Source organism: Paracoccus sigandri (assembly GCF_003709565.1).
In the GTDB taxonomy this organism is placed as follows: Bacteria; Pseudomonadota; Alphaproteobacteria; order Rhodobacterales; family Rhodobacteraceae; genus Paracoccus; species Paracoccus siganidrum.
This window is the reverse complement of the sequence record NZ_QNRC01000017.1, coordinates 1-22,716: the sequence shown is the minus strand read 5'-3', so window position 1 is coordinate 22,716 and position 22,716 is coordinate 1. Positions and strand designations below refer to the sequence as shown.

General features: G+C 70.9%; 17 protein-coding genes and 1 pseudogene. 17 read left to right on the top strand and 1 reads right to left on the bottom strand.

Features of this window, described 5'->3' with window-relative positions:
• The first annotated feature begins 6 nt into the window (after positions 1 to 6).
• The 17 genes from C9E82_RS15305 to C9E82_RS24110 all read left to right on the top strand — a co-directional run bounded on the left by C9E82_RS15305 (position 7) and on the right by C9E82_RS24110 (position 22,134).
• Entirely contained in the window at positions 7 to 726 is a 720-nt protein-coding gene (locus tag C9E82_RS15305; protein WP_147482370.1) for a hypothetical protein, read from the top strand.
• A gap of 721 nt (positions 727 to 1,447) precedes the next feature.
• Positions 1,448 to 2,776 carry a Pvc16 family protein gene (locus tag C9E82_RS15295; RefSeq protein ID WP_119901235.1) on the top strand — a complete coding sequence of 443 codons (1,329 nt, stop codon included), beginning with the start codon at positions 1,448 to 1,450 and terminating at the stop codon, positions 2,774 to 2,776.
• On the top strand, positions 2,773 to 4,629 hold the full coding sequence (locus C9E82_RS15290; RefSeq protein WP_122449317.1) for an ATP-binding protein: 1,857 nt from the start codon (positions 2,773 to 2,775) through the stop codon (positions 4,627 to 4,629). The genes C9E82_RS15295 and C9E82_RS15290 overlap by 4 nt, the downstream gene beginning before the upstream one ends.
• Complete coding sequence (locus C9E82_RS24535) at positions 4,626 to 4,841, top strand: hypothetical protein (protein WP_170162110.1); 216 nt, start codon at positions 4,626 to 4,628, stop codon at positions 4,839 to 4,841. Before C9E82_RS15290 ends, C9E82_RS24535 begins: the two co-directional genes overlap by 4 nt.
• Positions 4,838 to 7,219 (top strand): eCIS core domain-containing protein, encoded by a 2,382-nt coding sequence (locus C9E82_RS15285; protein WP_170162109.1) that lies wholly within the window; start codon positions 4,838 to 4,840, stop codon positions 7,217 to 7,219. Before C9E82_RS24535 ends, C9E82_RS15285 begins: the two co-directional genes overlap by 4 nt.
• On the top strand, positions 7,216 to 7,860 hold the full coding sequence (locus C9E82_RS15280) for a hypothetical protein (protein ID WP_119898923.1): 645 nt from the start codon (positions 7,216 to 7,218) through the stop codon (positions 7,858 to 7,860). The genes C9E82_RS15285 and C9E82_RS15280 overlap by 4 nt, the downstream gene beginning before the upstream one ends.
• Positions 7,860 to 8,219 (top strand): hypothetical protein, encoded by a 360-nt coding sequence (locus C9E82_RS15275; RefSeq protein WP_205962193.1) that lies wholly within the window; start codon positions 7,860 to 7,862, stop codon positions 8,217 to 8,219. The genes C9E82_RS15280 and C9E82_RS15275 overlap by 1 nt, the downstream gene beginning before the upstream one ends.
• Entirely contained in the window at positions 8,216 to 9,343 is a 1,128-nt protein-coding gene (locus C9E82_RS15270; protein WP_205962192.1) for a hypothetical protein, read from the top strand. The genes C9E82_RS15275 and C9E82_RS15270 overlap by 4 nt, the downstream gene beginning before the upstream one ends.
• Positions 9,343 to 9,864, top strand: a complete 522-nt coding sequence (locus C9E82_RS15265) for a phage baseplate assembly protein V (protein WP_119898921.1) — start codon at positions 9,343 to 9,345, stop codon at positions 9,862 to 9,864. Before C9E82_RS15270 ends, C9E82_RS15265 begins: the two co-directional genes overlap by 1 nt.
• Positions 9,864 to 10,187 (top strand): hypothetical protein, encoded by a 324-nt coding sequence (locus C9E82_RS15260; protein WP_119898919.1) that lies wholly within the window; start codon positions 9,864 to 9,866, stop codon positions 10,185 to 10,187. Before C9E82_RS15265 ends, C9E82_RS15260 begins: the two co-directional genes overlap by 1 nt.
• Positions 10,188 to 10,192: 5 nt before the next feature.
• Complete coding sequence (locus C9E82_RS15255) at positions 10,193 to 10,555, top strand: GPW/gp25 family protein (protein WP_119898911.1); 363 nt, start codon at positions 10,193 to 10,195, stop codon at positions 10,553 to 10,555.
• Positions 10,552 to 13,038 (top strand): putative baseplate assembly protein, encoded by a 2,487-nt coding sequence (locus C9E82_RS15250; RefSeq protein WP_119898910.1) that lies wholly within the window; start codon positions 10,552 to 10,554, stop codon positions 13,036 to 13,038. The genes C9E82_RS15255 and C9E82_RS15250 overlap by 4 nt, the downstream gene beginning before the upstream one ends.
• A gap of 1 nt (position 13,039) precedes the next feature.
• Entirely contained in the window at positions 13,040 to 15,760 is a 2,721-nt protein-coding gene (locus C9E82_RS15245; protein ID WP_119898909.1) for a putative baseplate assembly protein, read from the top strand.
• Positions 15,757 to 17,766: a hypothetical protein gene (locus C9E82_RS15240; protein WP_119898908.1), complete on the top strand. Its 2,010-nt coding sequence runs from the start codon at positions 15,757 to 15,759 to the stop codon at positions 17,764 to 17,766. Before C9E82_RS15245 ends, C9E82_RS15240 begins: the two co-directional genes overlap by 4 nt.
• A gap of 21 nt (positions 17,767 to 17,787) precedes the next feature.
• Positions 17,788 to 21,153, top strand: a complete 3,366-nt coding sequence (locus C9E82_RS15235; RefSeq protein WP_119898907.1) for a DUF6519 domain-containing protein — start codon at positions 17,788 to 17,790, stop codon at positions 21,151 to 21,153.
• A gap of 12 nt (positions 21,154 to 21,165) precedes the next feature.
• Complete coding sequence (locus tag C9E82_RS15230) at positions 21,166 to 21,585, top strand: hypothetical protein (RefSeq protein WP_119898906.1); 420 nt, start codon at positions 21,166 to 21,168, stop codon at positions 21,583 to 21,585.
• 267 nt (positions 21,586 to 21,852) lie between these two features.
• Positions 21,853 to 22,134, top strand: coding sequence for a hypothetical protein (locus C9E82_RS24110; protein ID WP_147393106.1), 282 nt, complete (start codon positions 21,853 to 21,855; stop codon positions 22,132 to 22,134).
• Between the two features lie 77 nt (positions 22,135 to 22,211).
• Here C9E82_RS24110 and C9E82_RS15225 read toward each other — a convergent pair.
• Positions 22,212 to 22,653: pseudogene (locus C9E82_RS15225) on the bottom strand (transposase); the annotation flags it as partial.
• Between the last annotated feature and the right edge of the window lie 63 nt (positions 22,654 to 22,716).

Below are 22,716 nucleotides of genomic sequence, written 5' to 3'. Positions count from 1 at the left end.
GGCGCGATGACAGGGGGCGGGGACCGGCGGCTGCTGGATCTGTGGGACCGGACGGGGGCGGCGCCGATGGCGGCACGGCCGGCGGTGCTGCTGGACGGGTTGCGGCAACTGGCCGGGCTGCCTGCCGATCCGCCCGCCGACAGAATGTCGATCGGCCAGCGCGACCGCGCGCTGATGCTGTTGCGTGCGCAACTGTTCGGTCCGCAAGTCGCGTTGCAGGCGGATTGCCCCGATTGCGGCCAGGTCTTCGATCTGTCGCTGGACCTGCCCCGGCTTGTCGAGGAGGATGACGGCGCGCCCCCCCCGGCCCTGCTGCGGATCGGCCCGGATCGCATATCGCTGCGCCCGCCCGCCACCCGCGACCTGCTGGCGGTGCTGGCGCTGCCCGCCCCGTCGCGGGCCCAGGCGCTGCTGGCCCGCTGCGCATCGACGCCCCTGCCCCGCCCCCTGGACGCCGCCGAGATCGAGGCAGGGGCGCAGGCCCTGGCGCTGGCCGATCCCCATGCCGATATCCAGCTGGCCACCCGTTGCCCGGCCTGCGCCGCCGCGCAGGTGCTTGGCTTCGACATCGCCGCCAGCCTGTGGGACGACCTGAGCCGGCTGGCCCGCCGCCTGCTGCGCGAGGTGCATCGCCTGGCCTCTGCCTATGGCTGGACCGAGGCGCAGGTCCTGTCGATCCCGGCGGCAAGGCGGCGCGAATATATCCTGATGGCGGGGGGGCAATGACATTCCTCGACCGCCTGATCGCCCGCGCCACGGGCCACCTGCCGGTGCCAAGGAACGCCTCGGCGCTGGCGCGGGAACTGGATCATCCGGCCTATGGCCCGCCCCCCGAGGACGACCCCGCCCCCGAGGAAGCGACGACACCCGTTCCCCCGCCCGCCGCGCGGCGGCAGCCCGCGCGGCCCCCGAGGCCCGAACCCGTTCCCCAGGCGGTTCCCGCCACGGCTCGGACGGCGCCCGCCAGTCCCGCCGCGCGATTGCCCGCCGAAGCTGCGCCTTTCATTCCCCCGGAATCCGCGATGGCCAAGACACCCGTCCCGGCGGAAGCCCGGCCCCCGGACAGGCGGCCGCCCCGTCCGCCCGCAATGGAGTCCTTCGATCCGCCGCCCCGCATCGCACCGGCAGCCGCCCGGCCGGACCCGAAGAGACAACAGTCCGCGCCCGACAGCCGCCCAAGGCTTACATCCCTACCCGAACCGGCGGCCCCCCGGCCCGCGCCGCCCCAGGGCCGGCCGGCACCCCGCCTCGACCGGCCCCCGCCGGCCCCGCAAGACCCGCCGGCGGCACCGCAGCCCGACTCCATCGAGATCCATCTTGAAATCGGCCGCATCGACCTGGTTTCCCCCCAGCCCCCACAGCCTCGGCCCGCGACGGCCAGCCGCCATGCCCGCCCCGGCCCGCATCTGACGCTGGCCGACTACCTCGACCGCCGCAGGGGGATGGGATGAGCAGCGCATTGGCCATTGCCGGGGTGACACAGGTGCTGCGCGACCTGCTGAACGACGGCGTGGTCGATCACGACGTGGCCGCCGCCGTCGGCGCCGCCGTGTCGATCCGCGCCCTGCCGCCGGATCGGTTGCAGGCGGTGGTGACGGAATCGACGCCCTCGCTGAACCTGTTCCTGCACCGGGTCACGCCGAATATCGGATGGGCCAACCACGACCTGCCGCAACGCGACGGACGCGGAGAGCGCGTGCGGGCGCCGCTGCTGGCGCTGGACCTGCACTACCTGTTGACCGCATTCGGCTATGACGACCTTCATGCGGAGATCCTGCTGGGCTTCGCGATGCGGGCCCTGCATGAAAACCCGATCCTCAGCCGCGCCCAGATCACCCGCGCGCTGTCGCCCGCCCCGCCCGTGACCGGCGGCTTTCCCCCCGCGCTGGAGGCGCTGGACCGTTCCGGCCTGGCCGACCAGATCGAGCAGGTGAAGATCACCACCGACCACCTTTCGACCGAGGAGATGACCCGCATCTGGTCGGCCATGCTGACCCAGTATCGCCCGACCACGGCCTATCGCGTGACCGTGGTGCTGATCGAAAGCCCCTTGCTCAGCCGCATCGCCCGCCCGGTCCTGCGGATCGGCGCGGACAATCGCGGCGCGGCGGTCACGCCCGCGATGCAGCCGCCCCTGCCCGCGATCACCCGGCTGATCCCGCCCGCGCGCCAGCCCAGCATCCGCCTGGGCGAAAGCTTCGTCGTCGAGGGGCGGCACCTCGACGGGGTGACGGTGCTGGGCCAGCTTCGCCATGCCCGCCTGCCCGACGCGGTGCCCCTGCCCCCCGATGCGGGCGGGACCGCGGCGCTGGCCGCCTTCTCGATCGCCGACACGCCCGCCAACGCCGCCGCGCTTGCCTCTGGCCCGGCGCTGCTGAGCCTGCGGGTGCAGCGCGCGGGCGAGCCCGCCCCGCGCGACACCAATGTCTGGCCGGTGATGATCGCCCCGATCGCCGATTTCGCCGGCGCCACGGTCCAGCGCGCCGGCAACCGCGTGACCGTCGACCTGCAGGTGCGCCCCGACCTGCACGAGGGGCAGGAAATCGCCCTGACCCTCGGCTCGGCCAGCGCGCCCGCGCAGCCTCTGGCCGCGACGCCCTCGGCCGCGGTGCGCTTCGTCTTCGACGACCTGCCCGCCGGCAGCTATCCGGCGTCGCTGCGGGTGGACGGGGTCGACAGCTGGTCGATCCTGCGCGACCTGCCGCCCATCGCCCCCGATTTCGCACCGCGCCCGCCGGAGTTCGACCCGGCCCAAGCCCTGACGGTGCCCGCATGAACGCCCCGCTGGCAGATGTCCATGCCGCCCATGCGGCGGGGCTGCGCCGCCTCTGCGCCGCCCTGCGCTGCCGGCTGGAAACCCCGGCGACCCGGATGCCTCCGAGCGCCGATCCGCCCCCCGCCGTCTCGTCCCTGGACCTGCCGCCGCTGCTGGAAACGCTGGCCGCGCGCTTTGCCCTCTCGCCCTTCGAGACCGAATTGCTGGTCCTTGCGCTGGCCGTCGAGATCGACCCCGCCACGGCCGAGGCCGTGCGCAACCGCCAGCCGGGCGGCGATCCGCGTCCCAGCTTCGGGCTGGCCTTCACCACGCTGACCGCCCCGCATTGGAGCGCCCTGACCCCCGACCGCCCCCTGCTGCGCTGGCAATTGCTGCGCGCGGGCCATGCGCCCCTGATGGCCGACGCCCCCCTGATGCTGGAACCGCGCCTGCTGCATGCGCTGATGGGCGCGGGCAGCGCCGACAGCGTGCTGGAGCCCTGGGGCCGCAGGCTGGGCGCCCCGCAGCCGCTATCCGCCGCGCAGCGGGCGGTGGCCGCCGAACTGGCCCAGCTTCTGGGCCGGCAACCCGTGCAGCTGATCGGCCCCCGGACCGGCGATCGTGATGCGGTGTTGCGCTGCGCCGGGGCTGGCCGCAGCCTCTGGCGCCTTGACGCGATCCCGGCGGACCCCGCCGCCCTGCTGCAACTGGCCCGGCTGATCGAGCGGGAATCCGTGCTGACCGGCATGATCCCCGTCCTCGACGCCGGATCCGAGCCCGCCCGGCGGCTGGCGCTGGCGCTTGACGCCGCCTTCGTCCTGACGGGAACAGAGGCCTGGCACGGGCTGGATCGCCCTGCCCGGACCCTCGCCCTGCCACCGACCGATTTCGCCGCCCGCCGGGAACTCTGGCGCGCGGCGGCGCCCGATGCCGCCCCCGAGGGGCTGGACCGGCTGGCCAATGATTTCGCGCTGGATGCCCTGGCCATCGCCGAGATCGGCGCGGCCTGCGACGGAACCGGCCAGATGCGCGACATGGCCCGCCTGCGCTGCCGGGTGCCGCTGGACGGGCTGGCCGCGCGGCGCCGGCCGCTGACCGAATGGGACGACCTGGCGCTGCGCCCGGCGCAGCGGGCGGCGTTGCAGGCGCTGGCCGAACGGGTGCGCCGGCAGCCGCGCGTGCTGCATGACTGGGGCTATGCCCGCGCCTCGGGGCGGGGCAACGGCACGGTGGCGCTGTTCACCGGCCCCAGCGGCACCGGCAAGACGCTGGCCAGCGAGGCGGTGGCGGCGGCGCTGGATCTGGACCTCTTGCATGTGGACCTGGGCCAGGTCGTCAGCAAATGGCTGGGCGAGACGGAAAAGAACCTCGACCGTATCTTCGACGCGGCGGCCCAGGGCGGGGCGGTGCTGCTGTTCGACGAGGCCGACGCGCTGTTCGGCAAGCGCGGCGAGGTGCGCGACAGCCGCGACCGGCACGCCAATATGGAGATCAGTTTCCTGCTGCAACGGATCGAGGCCCATGACGGGCTGGTGATCCTGACGACGAACCAGCAGCAGGCGCTGGACGACGCGTTCCTGCGCCGCATCGCGGTGATCGTGCAGTTCCCCTTTCCCGATGCCGAGCTGCGGCGCGACATCTGGACCCGCAGCCATCCCGCCGCCGCGCCGGTCCTTGGCCTGGATGCCGGGCGGCTGGCGCAGATCGCCGTCTCGGGCGGCGAGATCCGCAACATCGCGCTTGGCGCCGCCTTCGGCGCGGCGGGGCGCGAGGCGGATGCCATCGGCATGGACGACCTGCTGGCGGCGGCGGATCGGGAACTGGCCAAGCTGGGCCGCCCCCGGTCGGGGCGCAAGGACGGGGGCCAGAGATGAAACGCATCGTCAGGCTGCGCATAGACCACCTGCGGCTGGACCGGCACGCCGCCGGGCCGACCGCCTTGCTGCCCGCCGAACTAGCCGATGCCCTGACACGGTCGCTGGCGGCGCACCATCACGGCAGCGGCCCCGACTGGCCCGCCGCCGCGCGGCCCGCGCTTCGGCAGGCGGCGCAACTGCCCCTGCCCGGCGGGGAGGGCGACGCATGAGCCGCGCCACCACCATGATGCCGCCGGTCTCGGTCGGAGAGGCGAAGGCGCCGCAGGAGGCCCGCGCCGATCAGGAGGCCGCGCGGGCCTCGGACCGGATGGGGCTGGGATATGCGTCGGGCGTGTCGCCGGCCACGGATCGCTTCGGCGGCGGGGCCGCGCCGCAAGCGGCGCTGCGCGCGGCGCAAGGGACGGGACACCCCCTGCCGCAGCCGCTGCGGGGGCGGATGGAACAGGGCTTCGGCCGCGACTTTTCGCGGGTGCGCATCCATGACGGTCCGCAGGCGGCGCAGGGCGCGCAGTCGGTCGGCGCGGATGCCTTTGCGCTGGGGTCACATATCGTCTTCGGGGCGGACCGCTGGCAACCCGGCAGCCGCCAGGGCGCGGCGCTGCTGACGCATGAACTGGCGCATGTGGCAAGCGGCGGCGACGACCGGACCCTGCGCCGGGGGGTCGGTTTCTTCCAGAAGATCGCCCGGTTCTTCGGGGGCGGCACCTTCGAAGAACCGGAATTGCAGGATTACCTGTATCGGCTCAGCGGCAAGAACCCCTCGGGCCTGCCCGGCGCCGATACCGGCAGCATCGAGGGCAACATGGACAGCGACAACAAGGCCCGCGCCGTGGTGCGCAACGGCCTGCACAAGGACCAGCCCATCCGCGTCCGCCACCTGCTGATCGAGGAAATGCTGGACGGCGTGGTCACCGAGGCCGATGAGGAGGCCATCATCCAGATCCTGCAGGACGCCTTGCCCCCCGACCTGATCGAGATCGTGGAACTGGTCGGCTCCAAGCGGTTGCAGGACAAGCTCGACGGCAAGGAATACCGCGATTTCATGGCGCTTCTGGGCACGATCCGGGCCACCGATCCGCTGCCCGCCGTGCCACTGGACTGGAAGATCAACTCGACCATTTCCGGCGCGCCCAACGCCATGCCGGGCAAGCAGGGCATCTGGATCGAGGCGCTGGAGTTCCAGACCATGGACGGCAGCTCGACCTCGGTCGCCAGCGACGTCAGCGTGACCCAGCCCCTGCAACAGGTCGCCAGCAATATAGGCCATCCCCGCAACGCGCCGGGCGAGGTCTTCATCAACGCCCTGCCCGGCCGGATCGAGGGCGAAAAGGTCATCCCCCAGGCCGCCGGCATGCAGCAGGCCAGGACCGACTATCCCATCATCAGCCACGAGTTCGACACCGTCGAGGTGCTGCTGGACCTGGTCTATTCCGAACGCCAGTCGCGGGTGGACAAGACCGGCAACACCCGTGAAACCGGCACCACCAAGGGCACCGACCAGGCGCATACCGAGGGTAAGTCGGTCTCGAACACCACCGGCACGAACAGGACCACCGGCCAGCACGATTCGACCAGCGGCACCGTCGGCGTGACCAAGGGCGCCACGCAGGGCGGCTCGGTCACGGTGAAGAAAGGCGCGGCGGTGCGGCAGGGCGCGGCGGATACCGATGTCGACCTGAAGACGACGACGGACGAGACGACCACGGTCGATGAAAAGACCCAGGTCGATACCAAGGACAGCTACGACCTGACCGGCAAGACCACCGGCACCAACACGACCACCGGCGACATGACCATCGACCTGAGCGACATCACCTTCGATGCCGATGTGAACACGGCGATCAAGGGCGGCGCCGAGGTGGCGAAGGGCAGCGACAGCTGGAGCCGCAAGCTTCACGAACTGACCAAGCCGATCCAGCGCAAGATCATCGAGAAGGTGGTGAAGCGCTATCTGGGTCCGGGCAGCGGCCCGGCCGCGGACGGTATCCAGTGGATCATCGACAAGCTGGTCGGCGACCCGCCCGACTGGACCGTCTCGGTCGACCTGAAGAACAAGGGCAAGGTCAAGGGCAGCCTCTCGGGCGAGGTCACGGCGAAATGGACCGAGGTGCAGAAGATCGACACCAAGACCAAGACCACCGGCGACGTCACCACCAGCGGCACCCAGACCACCACCGGCACCAACACGACCAAGGGCAGCGGCACGGTCAAGGGCACGCAAAAGACCGACAGCGTCGAGGTCGAGCAGAGCGCGGGCGTGGAGCAGTCGGCCTCGGGCTCGCGCAGCGTCGATGTGTCGAAATCGGCCAGCAAGGGCCAGACCAGGATCGACGAGACGACCAGGGTCGACGAAACGACGGCGGGCACGAGCAGTTCGGACACGACGACGCAGATCGACCGTCGGCACGAGTCGAACGCCGAATTCACCGGCACCGACAGGAATGTCTTCGAGGCTTTCTTCGAACGCGCCGACCTGCGCGTGCGCCTGACCGGCGAGAAGGGCCGCTATCACCAGAAATCCCAGCCCGGCCAGCGCGGCGGCGGCGGCAGCCAGCGCCCGGTGCAGCAGGAGGGGGCCGAGAAATGACGCTTTCGAACGCCCCCCGCCTGTTGAAAGCCGCCTTCGCCGTGGTCGATCCCGAAAGCGGCAGCGTCCGGCAGGTCATCCCCTTCCAGTTCAACCCCGAGCGCCTGTCGCACAAGATCACCGCCCGCGACATCGACCCCGAGGGCGACCCGATGCAGCTGGTCCGCCTGTCCGGCCCGCCGCGCGAAAGCCTGTCCTTCGAGGCGATCATGGACGCCACCGACGCGCTGGACCAGGGCGGCGCGGTCGAGGTCGAGCATGGGCTCGGCCCCCGGCTGGCGGCGCTGGAACTGCTGATCGCGCCGCGCCTGGACGCGCTGCTGGCCGCCGACCGGCTGGCCGACCAGGGGGCGCTTGAACTGCTGCCCGCGCCGCCCGCGCTGACGCTGCTGGTCTGGAACGCCGATCGCGTTTCCGCCGTGCGCCTGCGCGACCTCTCCATCGAGGAGGAGTTGTTCGACCAGAACCTGAACCCGCTGCGCGCCCGGCTGACCCTGTCGGTCGAGGTGCTCAGCAGCGACGACCTGGGCGTCGGCAGCAAGGGCGGCGGCGTCTATCTGGCTGCCCTTGCGGGCCAGGAACGGCTGGCCGCCCGGTTCCGCCCCGCCACCACCGCAACCCCAGCGCCAAAGGCCATCTGATGAGCCCGCATTCCGACATGCTTGCCGCCCTGCTTGCCGCCCCGCCCGAGGCGCAGACGCGCTATCCGCCGAATTCACGCTATCACGGGCTGGCGGCGCGCAGCCGCGCCCTGCCCGATGGCCGCGTCGTCACCCATCTGGTGCCGCGCCTGCTGCCCGACCCGGCGGCGATGACGCTGCTGGCCATGCATCCCGTCCAGCCGCTGGACCGCTGCGACAAGCTGGCGGCGGCCTGGTTCGGCGATCCGTTGCTGGGCTGGCGCATCGCCGACGCCAATACGCGCGGCATTCCCGACGAGTTGACGCAGATCCCCGGCCGCCGCCTGCGCATCGCCATCAGCGAGGGGGACGGCGCATGATCCGCGACGTGCAGCTTGAACTGTGGATCGGGCCGGCGGCGCCCCTCAAGGCCTCGCGCCAGGTGATCGAGGCCGTGCAATCGGTCACGGTCATCAACTCGGCCAGCGGCCCCGACGCCTTCCAGATCACCTTCGAGCTGTCGAACCAGTCGCCGCTGAACACGATCTTCCTGCTGGCGGGCGGCGCGGCGCTGCCGCTGGTCAGGACGGTCATCGCCGTCCGGGTCAACGGCAGGCGCGACATCCTGATCGACGGCGTCGTGACCCACCAGGAGGTGCGCGAGGCCCGCACGCCCGGCAAATCCATGCTGACCGTGACGGGCGAGGACCTGACGCGGGTGATGGATTACATCGACTTTTCCTTCATCCCCTATCCGGCCATGCCCGATTTCGCGCGCGTGACGCTGATCCTTGCGAAATACGCGGTTCTGGGGATCGTTCCGAACGTGATCCCCAGCCCGCTGATCGACGTGCCGCTGCCGATCCGGCGCATCCCGTCCCATGACGGCAAGGACCTGGGCTATGTCCGCAAGCTGGCCGACCGCTCGGGCTATGTCTTCTACATCGACACCACGGATGCGGTGGGGGTGACGCGGGCCTATTGGGGGCCGAAGATCCGCCTCGGCCCCGACCAGCCCGCCCTGTCGCTGGATTTCCGCGCACGGCGCAATGTCGAGAGCCTCAGCTTTTCCTATGACAGCGAAAAGGCGACGCTGCCGCTGGTCATGATCCAGAACCAGGAAACCAAGGCGATCCTGCCGATCCCGGTGCCGGACATCATGTCGATCCTCGATCCGCTGGCGCGCATCCCGGCGATCCCCAAGAACCTGACGCCGATCAACGAGACCGCGAAATACAGCCCCGTCGAGGCGGCGCTGGTCGGCATCGGCATGGCCACCAGGCTGGCCGATCCGGCACGGGCGAAGGGCAGGCTGGACGTGCGAACCTATGGGCGGGTGCTGAAGGCCCGGCGAACGGTCGGGCTGCGCGGCGCGGGCGCGGCCTTCAACGGGCGCTGGTATGTCGAACAGACCACATCGGTCATGCAGCCGGGCAGCTTCACGCAGGATTTCGTGCTCAGCCGCGACGGGCTGATGGCGGCAAGCGAAAGGGTGGTGGCGTGATGCCGGAACAGGGCAGATATTACGGCAAGTACCGGGGCACGGTGGAAAGCAATGCCGACCCGGAATTCCTGGGCAAGATCAGGGTTTTCGTCCCCGATGTCTTCGGCCCCGCCATCGCCCATTGGGCCATGCCCTGCCTGCCCTATACCGGCGTCAATGCGGGCTTCCTGGCGCTGCCTCTGCCCGGCGCGGGGGTCTGGGTGGAATTCGAGCAGGGCGACAAGGACTATCCGGTCTGGGTCGGCGGCTTCTGGGGCACGGCGGCGGAACTGCCGCTGCTGTCCAACACCGCCAGGCAGCCCCTGCCGGCCGTGACCATGCAGACGCCGGGCAAGAACGGCGTCGTCATCTCGGACGCGCTTGGTCCGATGGGCATGGGCGGCGTGGTGCTGCAAAGCGCGACGGGCGCCACCATCGCGGTGAACGATACCGGGATCTATATCGACAACGGCAAGGGCGCGCAGATCACGCTGGTCGGACCAAGCGTGACCGTCAATGCCGGCGCGCTGGTGGTGACGTGATGCCGGGGCCGCTGCTGCATCTGAACGCCACCGTCATGTGCGCCCATGCGGGCCGCGCGACGCCCACGCTGACCAGCCCCCGCGTCACCCTGTCGGGCCAGCCCGTCGCGCTGGCGCCGGGGCCGTGGGTCATCGCGGGCTGCGCCCTGCCTCCGCCGCCCTCGGGCAACGGGCCATGCGTCACCGGCAGCTTCACGACCGCGGCGACGCGGGTTGCGTCGATGGGAATGCCGGTCCTGTTGCTGGACAGCCAGGGCAGCTGCGCCCCCACCGGCACGCCGATCCTGCCGATCGCCGCCCAGACCCGCGTGACGGGGATGTGACCGCCATGCCCGACATCGCCTTCCCCTATCGCATCGACGCCCGCGGCCGCACCGCCGAGACAAGCCGCGCCGCCCATATCCGCGACATGATCGAGCTGATCCTGTTCACCGCCCCGGGCGAGCGGGTGATGCGCCCCGATTTCGGCGCGAACCTGCTGGCCAGCCTCTTTGCCCCGGCCGGCCCCGAGGCCGCCGCCGCCCTGCGCGTCCTGGCGCAATCGGCGCTGCAAGAACATCTGCGCGACGTGATCGAGGTCCAGGACCTGGCCGTCACCAGCCAGGACGGCACCGTGACCGTGCGGCTGGCCTATGCCATCATCGAGACGGGCGAGCCGGTCGTGGACGAATTCAGGCGGGCCGCGCCATGATCTATTTCTGCTGCGATCAGTTCCGGCGGGCGGCGGTGCGGGGCAGCGCCCTGAACGGCATCGACTTCGTCGAGGTCGTGGATCGCGACGCCCCCTCGCCCGCGATGCGCCAGCGGATCCTGCATGTGCATCTGCTGAACGATCCCGGCGCATTGGTCCTGAGCCGCGACCAGATCCGCATCGAGGGCGGCGAGCGCATCCGCGACATCCGCGTCGATACCGTCACCATGGGGCTTGGTCCACAGACGAATATCGTGATGGTGGAACTGGATCGCGCGGGCGATTTCTCGCCCTATCGGCTGCGCCTGCGCCGCAGCGCGCTGGACGAAGACCCGCCCGCCGGGTTCGATCCCATGCTGGCGGCGGCAGAGTTCGGCTTCAAGGCCGAATGCCCCTCGCCCTTCGACTGCAAGCCCGCCTGCGATTGCGCGGAAAAGCCCGAAGCGCCGCCCGAGATCGACTATCTGGCCAAGGATTTCCCCAGCCTTCTGGCGGTGATGCGCGACCGGATGGGGCTGCTGGCGCCGGGCTGGAGCGAACGCAACCCCGCCGACCCGATGATGACGGTGCTGGAGCTTCTGGCCCATGCCGCCGACCAGCTGTCATGGGCGCAGGACGCCGCCTTCAACGAGGGCGCCATCGACCGCTGCCAGTCGCGCATCTCGCTGCGGCGGCTGGTGCGGCTGGTCGATTATGCCATCGGCGAGGGCTGCAATGCCCGCACCCATGTCCATGTCGCGGTCAGCGCCGATGTGGTGCCGCTGGCGGGCGATCCGCCGGCGATCCCGCGCGGCACGCCGCTTGCGACCCTGCTGCCCCAGGCGGGCGTGACCGTCGCCAACACCGCCGAGCGGCTGGCCCCTGCCGCCGCCGTCTACGAGACGATGCACGACCTGCGCGACCTCTATGCCGCGCATGACGAAATGGCCTTCCACAGCTACGGCGACCGGCGCTGCTGCCTGCCCAGGGGCGCCACGCAGGCCACGCTGGCCGGGCATTTCCCCGATCTGCGCGCGGGCGAGGTGCTGGTCCTCGAGGAAATCATCGGCCCCCGCACCGGCCGCCCCGCCGATGCCGATCCGGCGAACCGCGCGCCCGTGCGCCTGACCCGCGTGACCGCCTTCGACGGCGCCGCGCCATTGGCCGATCCGGTGACGGGCACGCAGATCACGGAAATCGAGTGGGACGCGGCGGATGCGCTGCCCTTTCCGCTCTGCCTCTCGGCCGAGACGGACCCGGAATTCGGCGCGGCCTTCCTGCCGGTGGTCTCGATCGCACGCGGCAATATCGTGCTGGCCGATCACGGCCGGACCATCGCGGCCGAGGATCTGGGCACGGTCCCCGCGCCCTCGTTCCGGCTGGCCGCCGCCGATCACGGCTGCAGCGGCGGGTGCGAGCGTCGGGCGCCCGCCTTTGCCCCGCCGCGCTATCAGCCGGTGCTGGCGCAGGCGGGGCTGACCCATGCCCAGCCGCTGGATCCCGGCCTTCCGGCAAGCCTGTCGCTGATCCAGGATCCGGCCCGCGCCCTGCCGCAGATCGGCCTGACCAGCCAGCCGGGCGGCGCGGACTGGACGGCGGTGCGCGACCTTCTGGGCAGCGGCCCCTTTGCCGACGAATTCGTGGTCGAGACCGAAAGCGACGGCACCGCGCGGCTGCGCTTCGGCGACGACATCAACGGCCACCGCCCCGAGCCGGGCACGGGCTTCAGCGCCACCTATCGCCTCGGATCGGGACGCGCGGGGGCCATCGGCGCCGACCGGCTGCGCCACATCGCCTTGCCGCTGGCGCAGATCACCGGGCTGCGCAACCCCCTGCCCTCGACCGGCGGCATCGACCCCGAGACCATGGCGCAGGTCCGCGCCCGCGCGCCCCATGCCTTTCGCAGGCAGGAACGCGCGGTGACGCGGCAGGACCATGCCGATATCAGCCGCCGCCTGCCCGAAATCCAGCGCGCCGCCGCGACCTGGGTCCATACCGGCAGCTGGCACACGATCTTCGTCGCCGCCGACCGCCTTGGCGGCGGGCCGGTCGATACGGACCTGTCCCGGCGGCTGGCCGCGCATCTGGACCTGTTCCGCATGGCGGGATACGACCTGAACATCCACCCGCCGATCGTCGTGCCGCTGGACATCGCGTTGCAGGTCTGCGTCGCGCCGGGCCATTTCCGCGCCGATATCCGCCGCGCCGTCCTGGCCGCGCTGGCCGGTCCCATCGGCCCGGACCGCGCGCCCGGCTTCTTCGATCCCGACCGCTACAGCTTCGGCGAGACGGTCTGGCTCAGCCCGATCATCGCCGCCGTGCAGGCCGTGCCCGGCGTGGCCAGCGTCCGCGCCACCACCTTCCGCCGCCTGGGCGATCCCGGCATCGGCGGGCTCGAAGCCGAGCGGCTGGATTTCGAACGGCTGGAAATCGCCCAGTTGGACAACGACCCGAATTTCCCCGAACACGGCCAACTGGCCCTGACGCTTTTCGGAGGGCTGTGACATGACCTGCGGCACCCGATGCACCTGCGGCTGCTGCGAGGGGACCGCCGCCCGCGCCCCCGTCCTGCCCGAGAACGCGCCGCTTCTGCCCGAAATCGGCTATCGCTCGGGCGATTGGCAGAGCTTTCGCGACACGATGCTGGCGCGGCTGGGTTCGGCCGAGGCGGGCGTGCTGGCCGGGCTCAGCACGCGCGATCCGCAAGACCCGACCATCGCGCTGATCGACGCCTGGGCGGTCGCGGGCGACATCCTGACCTTCTACAACGAGCGCCTGCTTGGCGAAAACCTGCTGCGCACGGCGCAGGAACCGGACTCGGCCCATCAGCTGGCGCGGCTGATCGGCTATCGCCCGGCGCCGGGCGTGGCGGCGGTGGCCGATATCGCCTTCACCATGGACGCCGCCGCGGGCGCGCCATCCCGCGCGACGCTGGCGGCGGGGCTGAAGGTCCAGTCGACGCCGACCCAGGACAAGCCCGCCGTCATCTACGAGACCACCCGCACCATCGAGGCCCGCCCGGCCTGGAACGCCCTGCGCCCGCGCCTGGACCAGCCGCATCTGCTGGACGGCACCACCAGCCAGCTGTGGATCGAGGGCCATGCGCTGTCGGCGCTGCCGGGCGACGCGGTCCATTGGCGCGGGGCGGGCGGGTCGTTCTTCGGCCTGGTCACGCAGATCGAGCGGCTGGCGGGCGACCGGCTGGCCGACCCCGAGGCGCGCGATTTCACCCGGCTCGGGATCCGCCTGCTGCCGGCGGGCCCGATCCATGAAGGGACGATGCCGCTGTTCATGGGCTTTGCCACTCCGCCCGCCCCGGCCGGCGCCTATCTGGACCGAATCATGGACGCGGACGATTTCGCCGCCGAAACCATGGCGGCCGGCCATGACGGCGACCAGATCCTTGCCACCTTCGCCAGCGCCCCGCCGCCCCGGCCCTTCGTCACGCTGTTCCGCGCCCATGCCCCGATCTTCGGCCATGCCGCGCCGCCCTTCGACACGCTGCCCATCGCCCTGACCGGATCGGTCCCGAATTACGAGGTCCATGACGGCGTCGTCGTGGTCAACGGCGTCATCACCGGCCCCTTCGCGGGCCAGTCGGCGAATTGGGCCGACGGCATGCTGACCGTGCTGGACGGCGACAGCAACGCCACCACCTATCTGGAGGGCGCGCAGCCCCTGCTGGCACAGGGCGGCCATGTCGTGCTGCGCGACGGCGACAACTGGGTCTCGGGCGTGGCGGAGAGCGTGGCCGAGACCTCGATCTCGCGGTTTTCGGTCTCGGGCAAGGCCACGATGCTGCGGCTGGATTCGGCCTCGGGGTTCGGCTCGCTATCGATCCGGGGGACCACGGCCTATTTCGCGGCGGAAACCCTGTTCCTGGCGCGGCCCCCGCTGGAATTGTCGCTGAGCGGCGGATCGGCCGCGCCGATGCCCCTGCAGGGCTATGCGCCGGGGTTGCAGGCGGGCCAGCGCATCGCCATCGGCGGGCGGCGCCTGGGGGACGGGCAGGCGACGACCACGCTGATCGCCACGCTGGACGAGGTGGTCCACGACTTCCACCTGGGGGGCGGCACGTCGATCCGCTTCACCCCCGCCCTGCCCGGCGGGTTCGACCGTGCCTCGGTCCGCATCAACGCCAATGTCGCCCCCGCCAGCCATGGCGAGACCGTGGCCGAGATGCTGGGCGGCGGCGATGCGGCCGCGCCCTTCCTGACCCTGGATCTGACGCAGGCGCCGCAAACCCATGTGACCGATGCCAGCGCCTCGGGCGCCGCGCCCACGCTGGAGCTGCGGGTGAACGACATCCTCTGGTCCGAGGTGCCGCATCTGCTGGAATCCGGGCCCAAGGACCACGTCTATACCACCAGCATCGACCCGGCGGGCAGGACGGCGATCCGCTTCGGCGACGGGCTGACCGGCGCGCGCCCGCCAAGCGGCAGCCAGAACATCCGCGCCCGGTTCCGCAAGGGGCTGGGACTGCAAGGCCGGGTCGGCGCGGGTGCGCTGAACATCCTGATGAGCCGCCCGCTTGGCCTGTCCTCGGCGGTGAACCCGTTGGCCTCGTCCGGCGGCGCCGATCCCGAGGGGGTCGAGGAGATCCGCGGCAATGCGCCCCTGACCGTGCGGACGCTGGACCGGGCCGTCTCGGCCATCGACTACCAGGACCTGGCACAGGGTTTCGCCGGCATCGCCAAGGCCGAGGCGCGCCTGCTGGCCGACGGCGTGCGGCAATTCGTGCATCTGACCGTGGCGGGCGAGGACGGCGAGCAGGTGCCGCCCGGCAGCGCGCTGCACGAGGGGCTGGCCGCGGCCATCGCCGCCCATTCCGATCCCTATCGGCGGGTGCTGATCTCCAGCTTCCGGCCCGCGGCCTTCCGCCTGGGCGCGGCGCTGAAGCTGGATCCGGCGCATCTGCCCGAGCAGGTGCTGGCGGCGGTGACGGCGCGGCTGCGCGAGAGCTTCGGCTTTGCCGCAAGGCGGTTCTCGCAGACCGTGTGGATGTCGGAAGTGGTGGCGGAAATCCATCGGGTGCCGGGCGTGATCGCCGTGGACATGACCCGGCTGCACCGCAGCACCGCCCCCGACGGCACGCCCTTGCCCGAGGCCAACCTGCCCGGCCTCCATGCCGAGCCGATGCGGATGCTGGGCGCGGGCGAGGCCGTCGGGGCCGAGCTTCTGACCCTGCATCCGGGCCCCCTCGACCAGATCACGGTGATGCCATGACGCTGTTTTCCGCCCCCCAGCTCTACGACCGGCTGCCCGCCATCATGCGGTTGCGCGACGGCGAATCCGATGGCGCGCTGCGCCAGCTGATCCAGATCCTGGGCCTGCAATCCGCCATCCTGGAAGAGGACATTCGCCGCCTCTATGACGACCAGTTCATCGAGACCTGCGCCCCCTGGCTGACCGCCTATATCGGCGACCTGATCGGCTTTCGCCCGATCCACGGGGTGACGGCCCGGATCGCCAATCCCCGCGCGCTGGTCGCGGGCGAGATCGCCCGGCGCAAGCGCAAGGGCACCGTCACCGCGCTGGAGGCGCTGGCCCGCGACGTGACCGGCTGGCCCGCCCATGCGGTCGAATATTTCCAGCGGCTGATCTGGACGCAGAACATGAACCATGTCCGCGCCCGGTCGACCGGCACCCCTTCGCCCGGCCGCCCCGACCCGCTGCGCCCGCTGGACGGCGCCTTCGACGCCAGCGCCCGGACGCTGGCCCTGGGCCGCATCCAGCCGGGCGAAGGGCGGCACAATGTCCGCAACATCGGCATCCACCTGTGGCGGCTGGCCGCCCTGCCGGTGCGCGATGCGCCCGCCTTCCGGCTGGACGGGCATCGCTGGTTCTTCAGCCCGCTCGGCGCCGACCAGCCGCTGTTCTCGGCCGGACGGACCGAGCCGGACATCACCCATCTTGCCGGCCCGCTGGACATGCCCGACCGCATCGGCATCCTGGCGCTGCGCGACCACCGCGCCGCCTATTATCCGCGCGACCTGCGGGTGGTGGTCGATGGCGTGCCGGTGCCGGAAGACCAGGTCCGCGCCAGCTATCTGGCCGACGAGGGCGGGACCTGGGCGCATGACCCGCCCTCGGGCGTGGATATCGACCCCGAGCGCGGGCGCATCGCCTTTCCCTCGACCGCCCCCGCGCCGACATCGGTGACGGTCAGCTATCACTACGGCACGCCCTTCCCCATCGGCGGCGGCAGCTATGACCGCGCCGCCGACATGGACGCGGGACTGCAACCCCTCGTCCCGGCACGGCACGGCGATGACCTGCAACCGCTGATCGACGGCGTCGCGGGCGGCGGCGTGGTCGAGATCGCCGACAGCGGCATCTTCCCCCTGACGCCCGCGCTGGACCCCGCCGCCGATGCCCGGCTGGGCCTGCGCGCGGCCAATGAACAGCGCCCGACGATCCTCATGGCCGGGGACCTGGCCATCGCCGGCGGCGACGGGGCCGAGGTCGTGCTGGACGGGCTGCTGATCGCCGGCGGCGCCCTCCGCGTAAGCGCCGCGTCGGGGATAAGGCGGCTGATCCTGTCGCATGTGACGCTGGTGCCGGGGCTGTCGCTGAACCATGACGGCAGCCCGGCCTCGCCCGGCGCGCCCTCGCTGATCGTCGAGGCCCCGAATGTCGCGGTCGAGATCCGCGCCTCGATCCTGGGCCCGATCCGCTGCGTGCCCGACAGCGAGGTCTCATTGCAGGACAGCATCGTCGATGCGGGCACGCCGACCGGCGTGGCCTTCGCCGCGCCCGACGACGAGGCGGCGGGCGGTCCCCTGCAGGCCGTCGATTGCACGCTGATCGGCAAGATCCATGCGCAGTCCATGCCGCTGGTCTCGAACTGCATCCTGGATGCGCGGCTTGCCCCCGCCGATGGCTGGAGCGCCTCCGTCCGCGCCGTCCGGCGGCAGATCGGCTGCATCCGCTTCAGCGTCACCCCGCCCGATGCCCGCACGCCGCGCCGCCATCGCTGCCTGCCCGAGCTTGCGCCCGCCGCCCAAAGGGCCTGGGCGCAGCCGCTGTTCACCGACCGCCGCTATGGCCGGCCCGCCTATCTGCAACTGTCGCGCGGCGGCTTTCCGGGCATCGCCACCGGCGCCGACGACGAGGGCGAGATGGGCGCGTATCACAAGCTTTTCGCACCCCAGCGCCTGGCCAACCTGCGCCTGCGCATGGACGAATACCTGCCCGTCGGCCTCGAGGCCGGCATCATGTTCCAGACCTGACCGGATTGGAGGGCCCAGGCAATGACCATGGATATTTCAGGCAAGACCTTCGATCCCCGCGACAATCACGGCGATCTTCTGATCGCGCAGGGCAAGCTGACGCTGGATTCCGAACAGAACGCGGCCGCCGAGGCCCGCGACCGGCGCTGGCGGGTCCAGACGATGGACATGATCGGGCGCGCGGGCTATCCGGCGGGCCTGCCCGAAAGCTTCCGCATCACGCTTGGCGGTGGCGGAGAGGTGCTGATCGGCGTGGGCCGGATGTATGTGGACGGGCTTCTGGCCGAAAACCACGGGCTGACGGCAGCGCAGGGCGGCACGGTCGGCTTCGACGCGGCCCATGCCGAGCTGCGGTCCTCGACCGCCGTGCCCTTCGACCAGCAGCCCTATCTGCCGGGCACGGCCCCGCCCGATCCCGCGGCGGGCGATCACCTGGTCTATCTGGACGTCTGGCGGCGCGAGGTGAACCACCTGAAGGATCCCTCGCTGGTCGAGCCCGCGCTTGGCGTCGATACGGCCGGGCGCAGCCAGACGGTCTGGCAGGTCCGCAGCCTGCCCGTGGCCGACGGCGTGACCTGCGCCACGCCGGATGACGAGATCGCCGACTGGGCCGGCTTGATCGCGCCCTCCTCGATACGGCTCAGCAGTTTTCTGGTGCCGGTCAGCGACCCCGACAACCCCTGCGAGATCCCGCCGGGCCAGCAGCTGCGCACGACCGAGAACCGCACCTATCGCGTGGAAACGCACGGCCTGGCCGCCGATGGCCGGGCGCTGCTGAAATGGTCGCGGGTCAACGCTTCGGTCGCCACGCGGGTCGTCAGCATCGACAGCGCCACCCGGATCACCGTGGCGCAAGTCGCGCGCGACGACGTGCATCGCTTCGTTCCCGGCGACTGGATCGAGCTGATCGACGACCGGCTGGAATTCGCGGGCCAGCCCGGCCTGATGCGCATGGTCGCCACCGCCGATCCGGCGACGAACGTGCTGACCTTCGACGGCGCCATTCCGGCGGGGACGTTCCCGGTCGATGCCGATGGCGTGCCGACGCCCGACCTGAACCTGCGCATCATCCGCTGGGACCAGGGCGGCGTGGTCCGCGCCTCGGGCGGGGCGGTGCTGGCGGATCTGACCGATGCCGCGGGGCCGGGCGTCTTTCCCGCCCCGCCCCCCGGCGAATTCGTCGAACTGGAGGCCGGGATCGCGGTCGGGATCGGCTTTGCCCCCGGTCCGCAGCGGGTGCGCGTGGGCGATCACTGGATCTTCCGCGCCCGCGCCGCCACGGGCACCATCGACATGCTGGCCGATGCGCCGCCGCATGGCACGCATCACCATTATGCCCGGCTCGCGGTGCTGGAGGGCGGCGCGGGCGGCTTTGCCGAGCCCGTCGAGGATTGCCGCGATCCGATCGACCCGGACGAGGTCTGCTGCTGCACCTTCGTCATCCAGCCCGGCGAGGATATCCAGCAGGCCATCGATGGCCTGCCTCTGGCCGGCGGCTGCATCTGCCTGAAGCCGGGCGAGCATGTCCTGCCGCGCACGCTGGTCCTGGCGCGCTCCGACGTCACCCTGCATGGTGAAGCCAGGGGCGTGACCCTGCGCGCCCCGCCGAACGAGCCCGCGCTGCAACTGGCGGGCACGCTGGCCGATCCCGTCTCGCGCATCCGCATCCACACCCTCGCTTTTGTCGGCGAGGGGGCCGAGGGCGCGAACAACCGCCTGCTGGGCATGGACGGGGTCGAGGATGTCACGGTCAGCGATTGCGACTTCAGCGCGCTGCAGGTGGGGATCGGCACCGCCATCCGCATCAGCAATGCCAATGACGTGACGGTCGCGAATTGCCGCATCTCGCGGGCGCTGGCGGGGGTGGTGGCGGACGAGAACAGCGGCGATATCGTGGTCGGCGATTGCGTGATGGCGCTGGCCAATGCGCGCGGCCAGCCCGCGCTGATCGGCATCGGCATGGCGGATGCCACCGGCCCGATCACCGTGCGGGACTGCACCATCAGGGGCGCGCTGGCCGGGGTGGTCGTGAACGACGACCCGAGCGCCCCGCCGGCATCGCTGGCCACGAATTCGCGGGTCACCGGCTGCGTGATCGAACTGGCCGACCTGCCGCCGGGCAATGCCCCGCCGTCGCTGGTCTTCGGCATCGACATGGCGCCCGAGTACGCCACCGTCAGCGGCAATGCCGTCACCTATGGCAGCGCACCGCGCGTCGGCATCCGGATCGCGGGCGCGCATTCGGTGGCCAGCGGCAATCACTGCCGCTACCAGTCCCGGCCCCCCGGCCTTTCGGCGGTCGGGATCGTCCTGGGCGCGACCAATCCCGACGGCGCCGCCGCCGCCCGCACCGACGACGTGACGGTGGGCGGCAATACCGTCGAAGGCCCGCAATCGGGCATCTTCGGCATCGCCGCCGCGCATTGCCGGATCGCGGGCAACCGCATCGATGGCGGCGAGCTGGGCAATACGACGCTCGGGATCTTCCTGAACGGCTGCGACGACATGGATGTCGCGGGCAACACCATCCTCGGCGCGGCCGCGGCCATCGGCGCCGTCGAGGGCGATCGCTGCCGCCTGCGGGACAACCGCATCGAGGGCGGCGGCTTCGGCATCGTCGCCCTGCGCATGGAGGCCCCGGCCATCACCGGCAACAGCCTGCGCGATTGCGGGCAAGGCGGGGTGCTGATCGCGGCCACGACCGAGCGCAGCCTGATCGACCGCAACCGGGTGATCCGCTGCGGTTCGGCCGCGGACCAGGGGCTGGGCATCGCCGCCTTCCTGGTGCTGGGCGAGGCCACGATCACCGGCAACGAGGTGATGGATACCGGCGAAGGCCGGAACGGCTCCTCCTCCTCCGCCACCGCCATCGGCATCCTGGGCGACCTGATCCTGGAGGCCCTGGTCCAGGGCAACCTCGTGACCTATGGCGGCGGCCAGACCCGCGACGCGGCCAACGAGGACCGGGCGATGCGCCTGCGCGGCTTGCTGGAGGCCTCGGTCAATTTCGGCGATCGGCGGCTTGTCCTGGGCTTCCCGGTCAAGATCCTGGGCAACAGCTTCATCGGCACCGGCCAGACCGCGCTGGTCGAACTGCTGGAGCAGCGGCTGACCGACAACCTGGTCATCCGGTTCGAGCGCGTGACCTTCAGCGACAACTACTGCCTGCACTTCTCGCCGCCGCCCGATGACCGCCGCGCCACCGTAAGCTTGCGCGGCCATCGGGGGGTGATCGTCGGCAACCACATCAAGTCGCTGGCCGGGCAGTATTTCCCGGTCAATCTGAACGGCGTCACCTCGACCTATCTCGGCAATGTCGCCGAGGCGCCGCCCATCCAGGGCGCGACTGTGCCGATGCCCGTCGCCAATTTCAACCTGGACACCTGAAAGGAGAGCCAGATGGACCTGTCAGACCTGATCCGGCAACACGCCAAGGAACTGGCCGCGACCGCCCGCGAGGCCGCCCAGGAGAAGCGGAGCGAAGCCGATCTGGCCCGCCCCGCCAACCTGTATCGCGCCAGGATCGAACGCGTCGACGCCCGCCTGAACCTGCTGGAACGCCAGCGCGCCGAAACCGAAAAACGGCTGGTCGCGGCAATCGAGGCGCAGAAACGCCTGCGCAAGGCCCTGGAGAAGGAGGCCAGGTCATGGGAAGAGCGGGCGCCCCAGCGGCCCGATCCAAGCCCCGCACCCGGTCCCCGGCCCACCCGGCAGTCAAGCGCAACGACCGAAAAACCGGCCAAGGCCAAGCGCGCCACCGCGGCCAGGACGACCAAGGCGGCGAAACCGAAAGCGCCCCGCTCCGGCAAATCCACATGACGGGGCATGCGGACCGGGGTCAGCGGCGACTGGCCGACGATCCCTGCCCCGGCGCCAAGCCAGCCCCATCGCCAACACCCGCCTATCCGCGCCGGCCGGACCAGCAAGCCGCCTCCCCGTCGAACGGTGTGGAACAGGGGCTCTGACGTGGTTGATCCCGAACAGGAATCCCAGCGGCGCAAGGAACCGGCACGGCGCCATCGCGGGAGTCGGTTTCCGCTGCCAGCATGCCAGGACCTGGACCAACACCACCCCGAAGGGGCGAGGATGATGTGGCCGCAGCCGCAAGGCATGGCAAAGGCGGCGTCTCCGGTCCTGCCCTTCTGCGAACGGCGCGCCGCCCTCGGGGAACGTCTGCTCACCGATCTTCCGCTGGACGACCGGATTCTGGCGGAAAGCGGTGTGGCATCAAGCGATCGCGGGTTGCCCGACATGCCGGAGCCGGGTCGCACGGCACAGGGCAAGATGATCCCGCGCAGGTCAGGCAGCGGGTGTCTGTTGGTGCGAGATCAACTTCCACGCCTGATCCTGGGCTACATAGGTGCTTGAACACAACGCGAGGTAGGGCGCACTCCCCTTCCGCCTTCCGGTGCCGCGGTAGGCCAGGACCAGCGTGTCGCCTACTTTCAGCGCCATTCTCTCTTCCATTTCGACATGATGCAGGCGAGGTCGACGAACCCGAGGAAACTGTCTGCGGTTTTATCGTGGCGGGTTGCCAGCCGCCGGGTGTTCTTCAGCTTGTCGAGTGAGCCCGTGAACGCCACCGGTTCGAGAGAACGGGCGAACGCGTTCGACCATGTTGCGTAGCGTGTAGATGGTCATGTCGACGACCTTGCGAACCTTCCGGTTCTTGCGCATCGGGATCATCGGCAGGGCGTTGCGGCTCTCGATGTCTTCCCGAATTTTATCAAAGCCATAGCCCCTGTCAGCGACCAGAACGGCGGGCTGCGGCAGGTTGTCGGCCATCACCAGGTCATAGCCGGTGCAATCGGAATCCTGCCCCGGCGTGATCTCGGTTCTCATCGGGAGGCCAGCGCCGTTGACGCGGAGATGGATCTTGGTCGAGAAGTGGAAGGTGGTCCAGAAAACGATCCGGCGGATCGTTTTCCCACCGGACGCTCTCGAACGGCC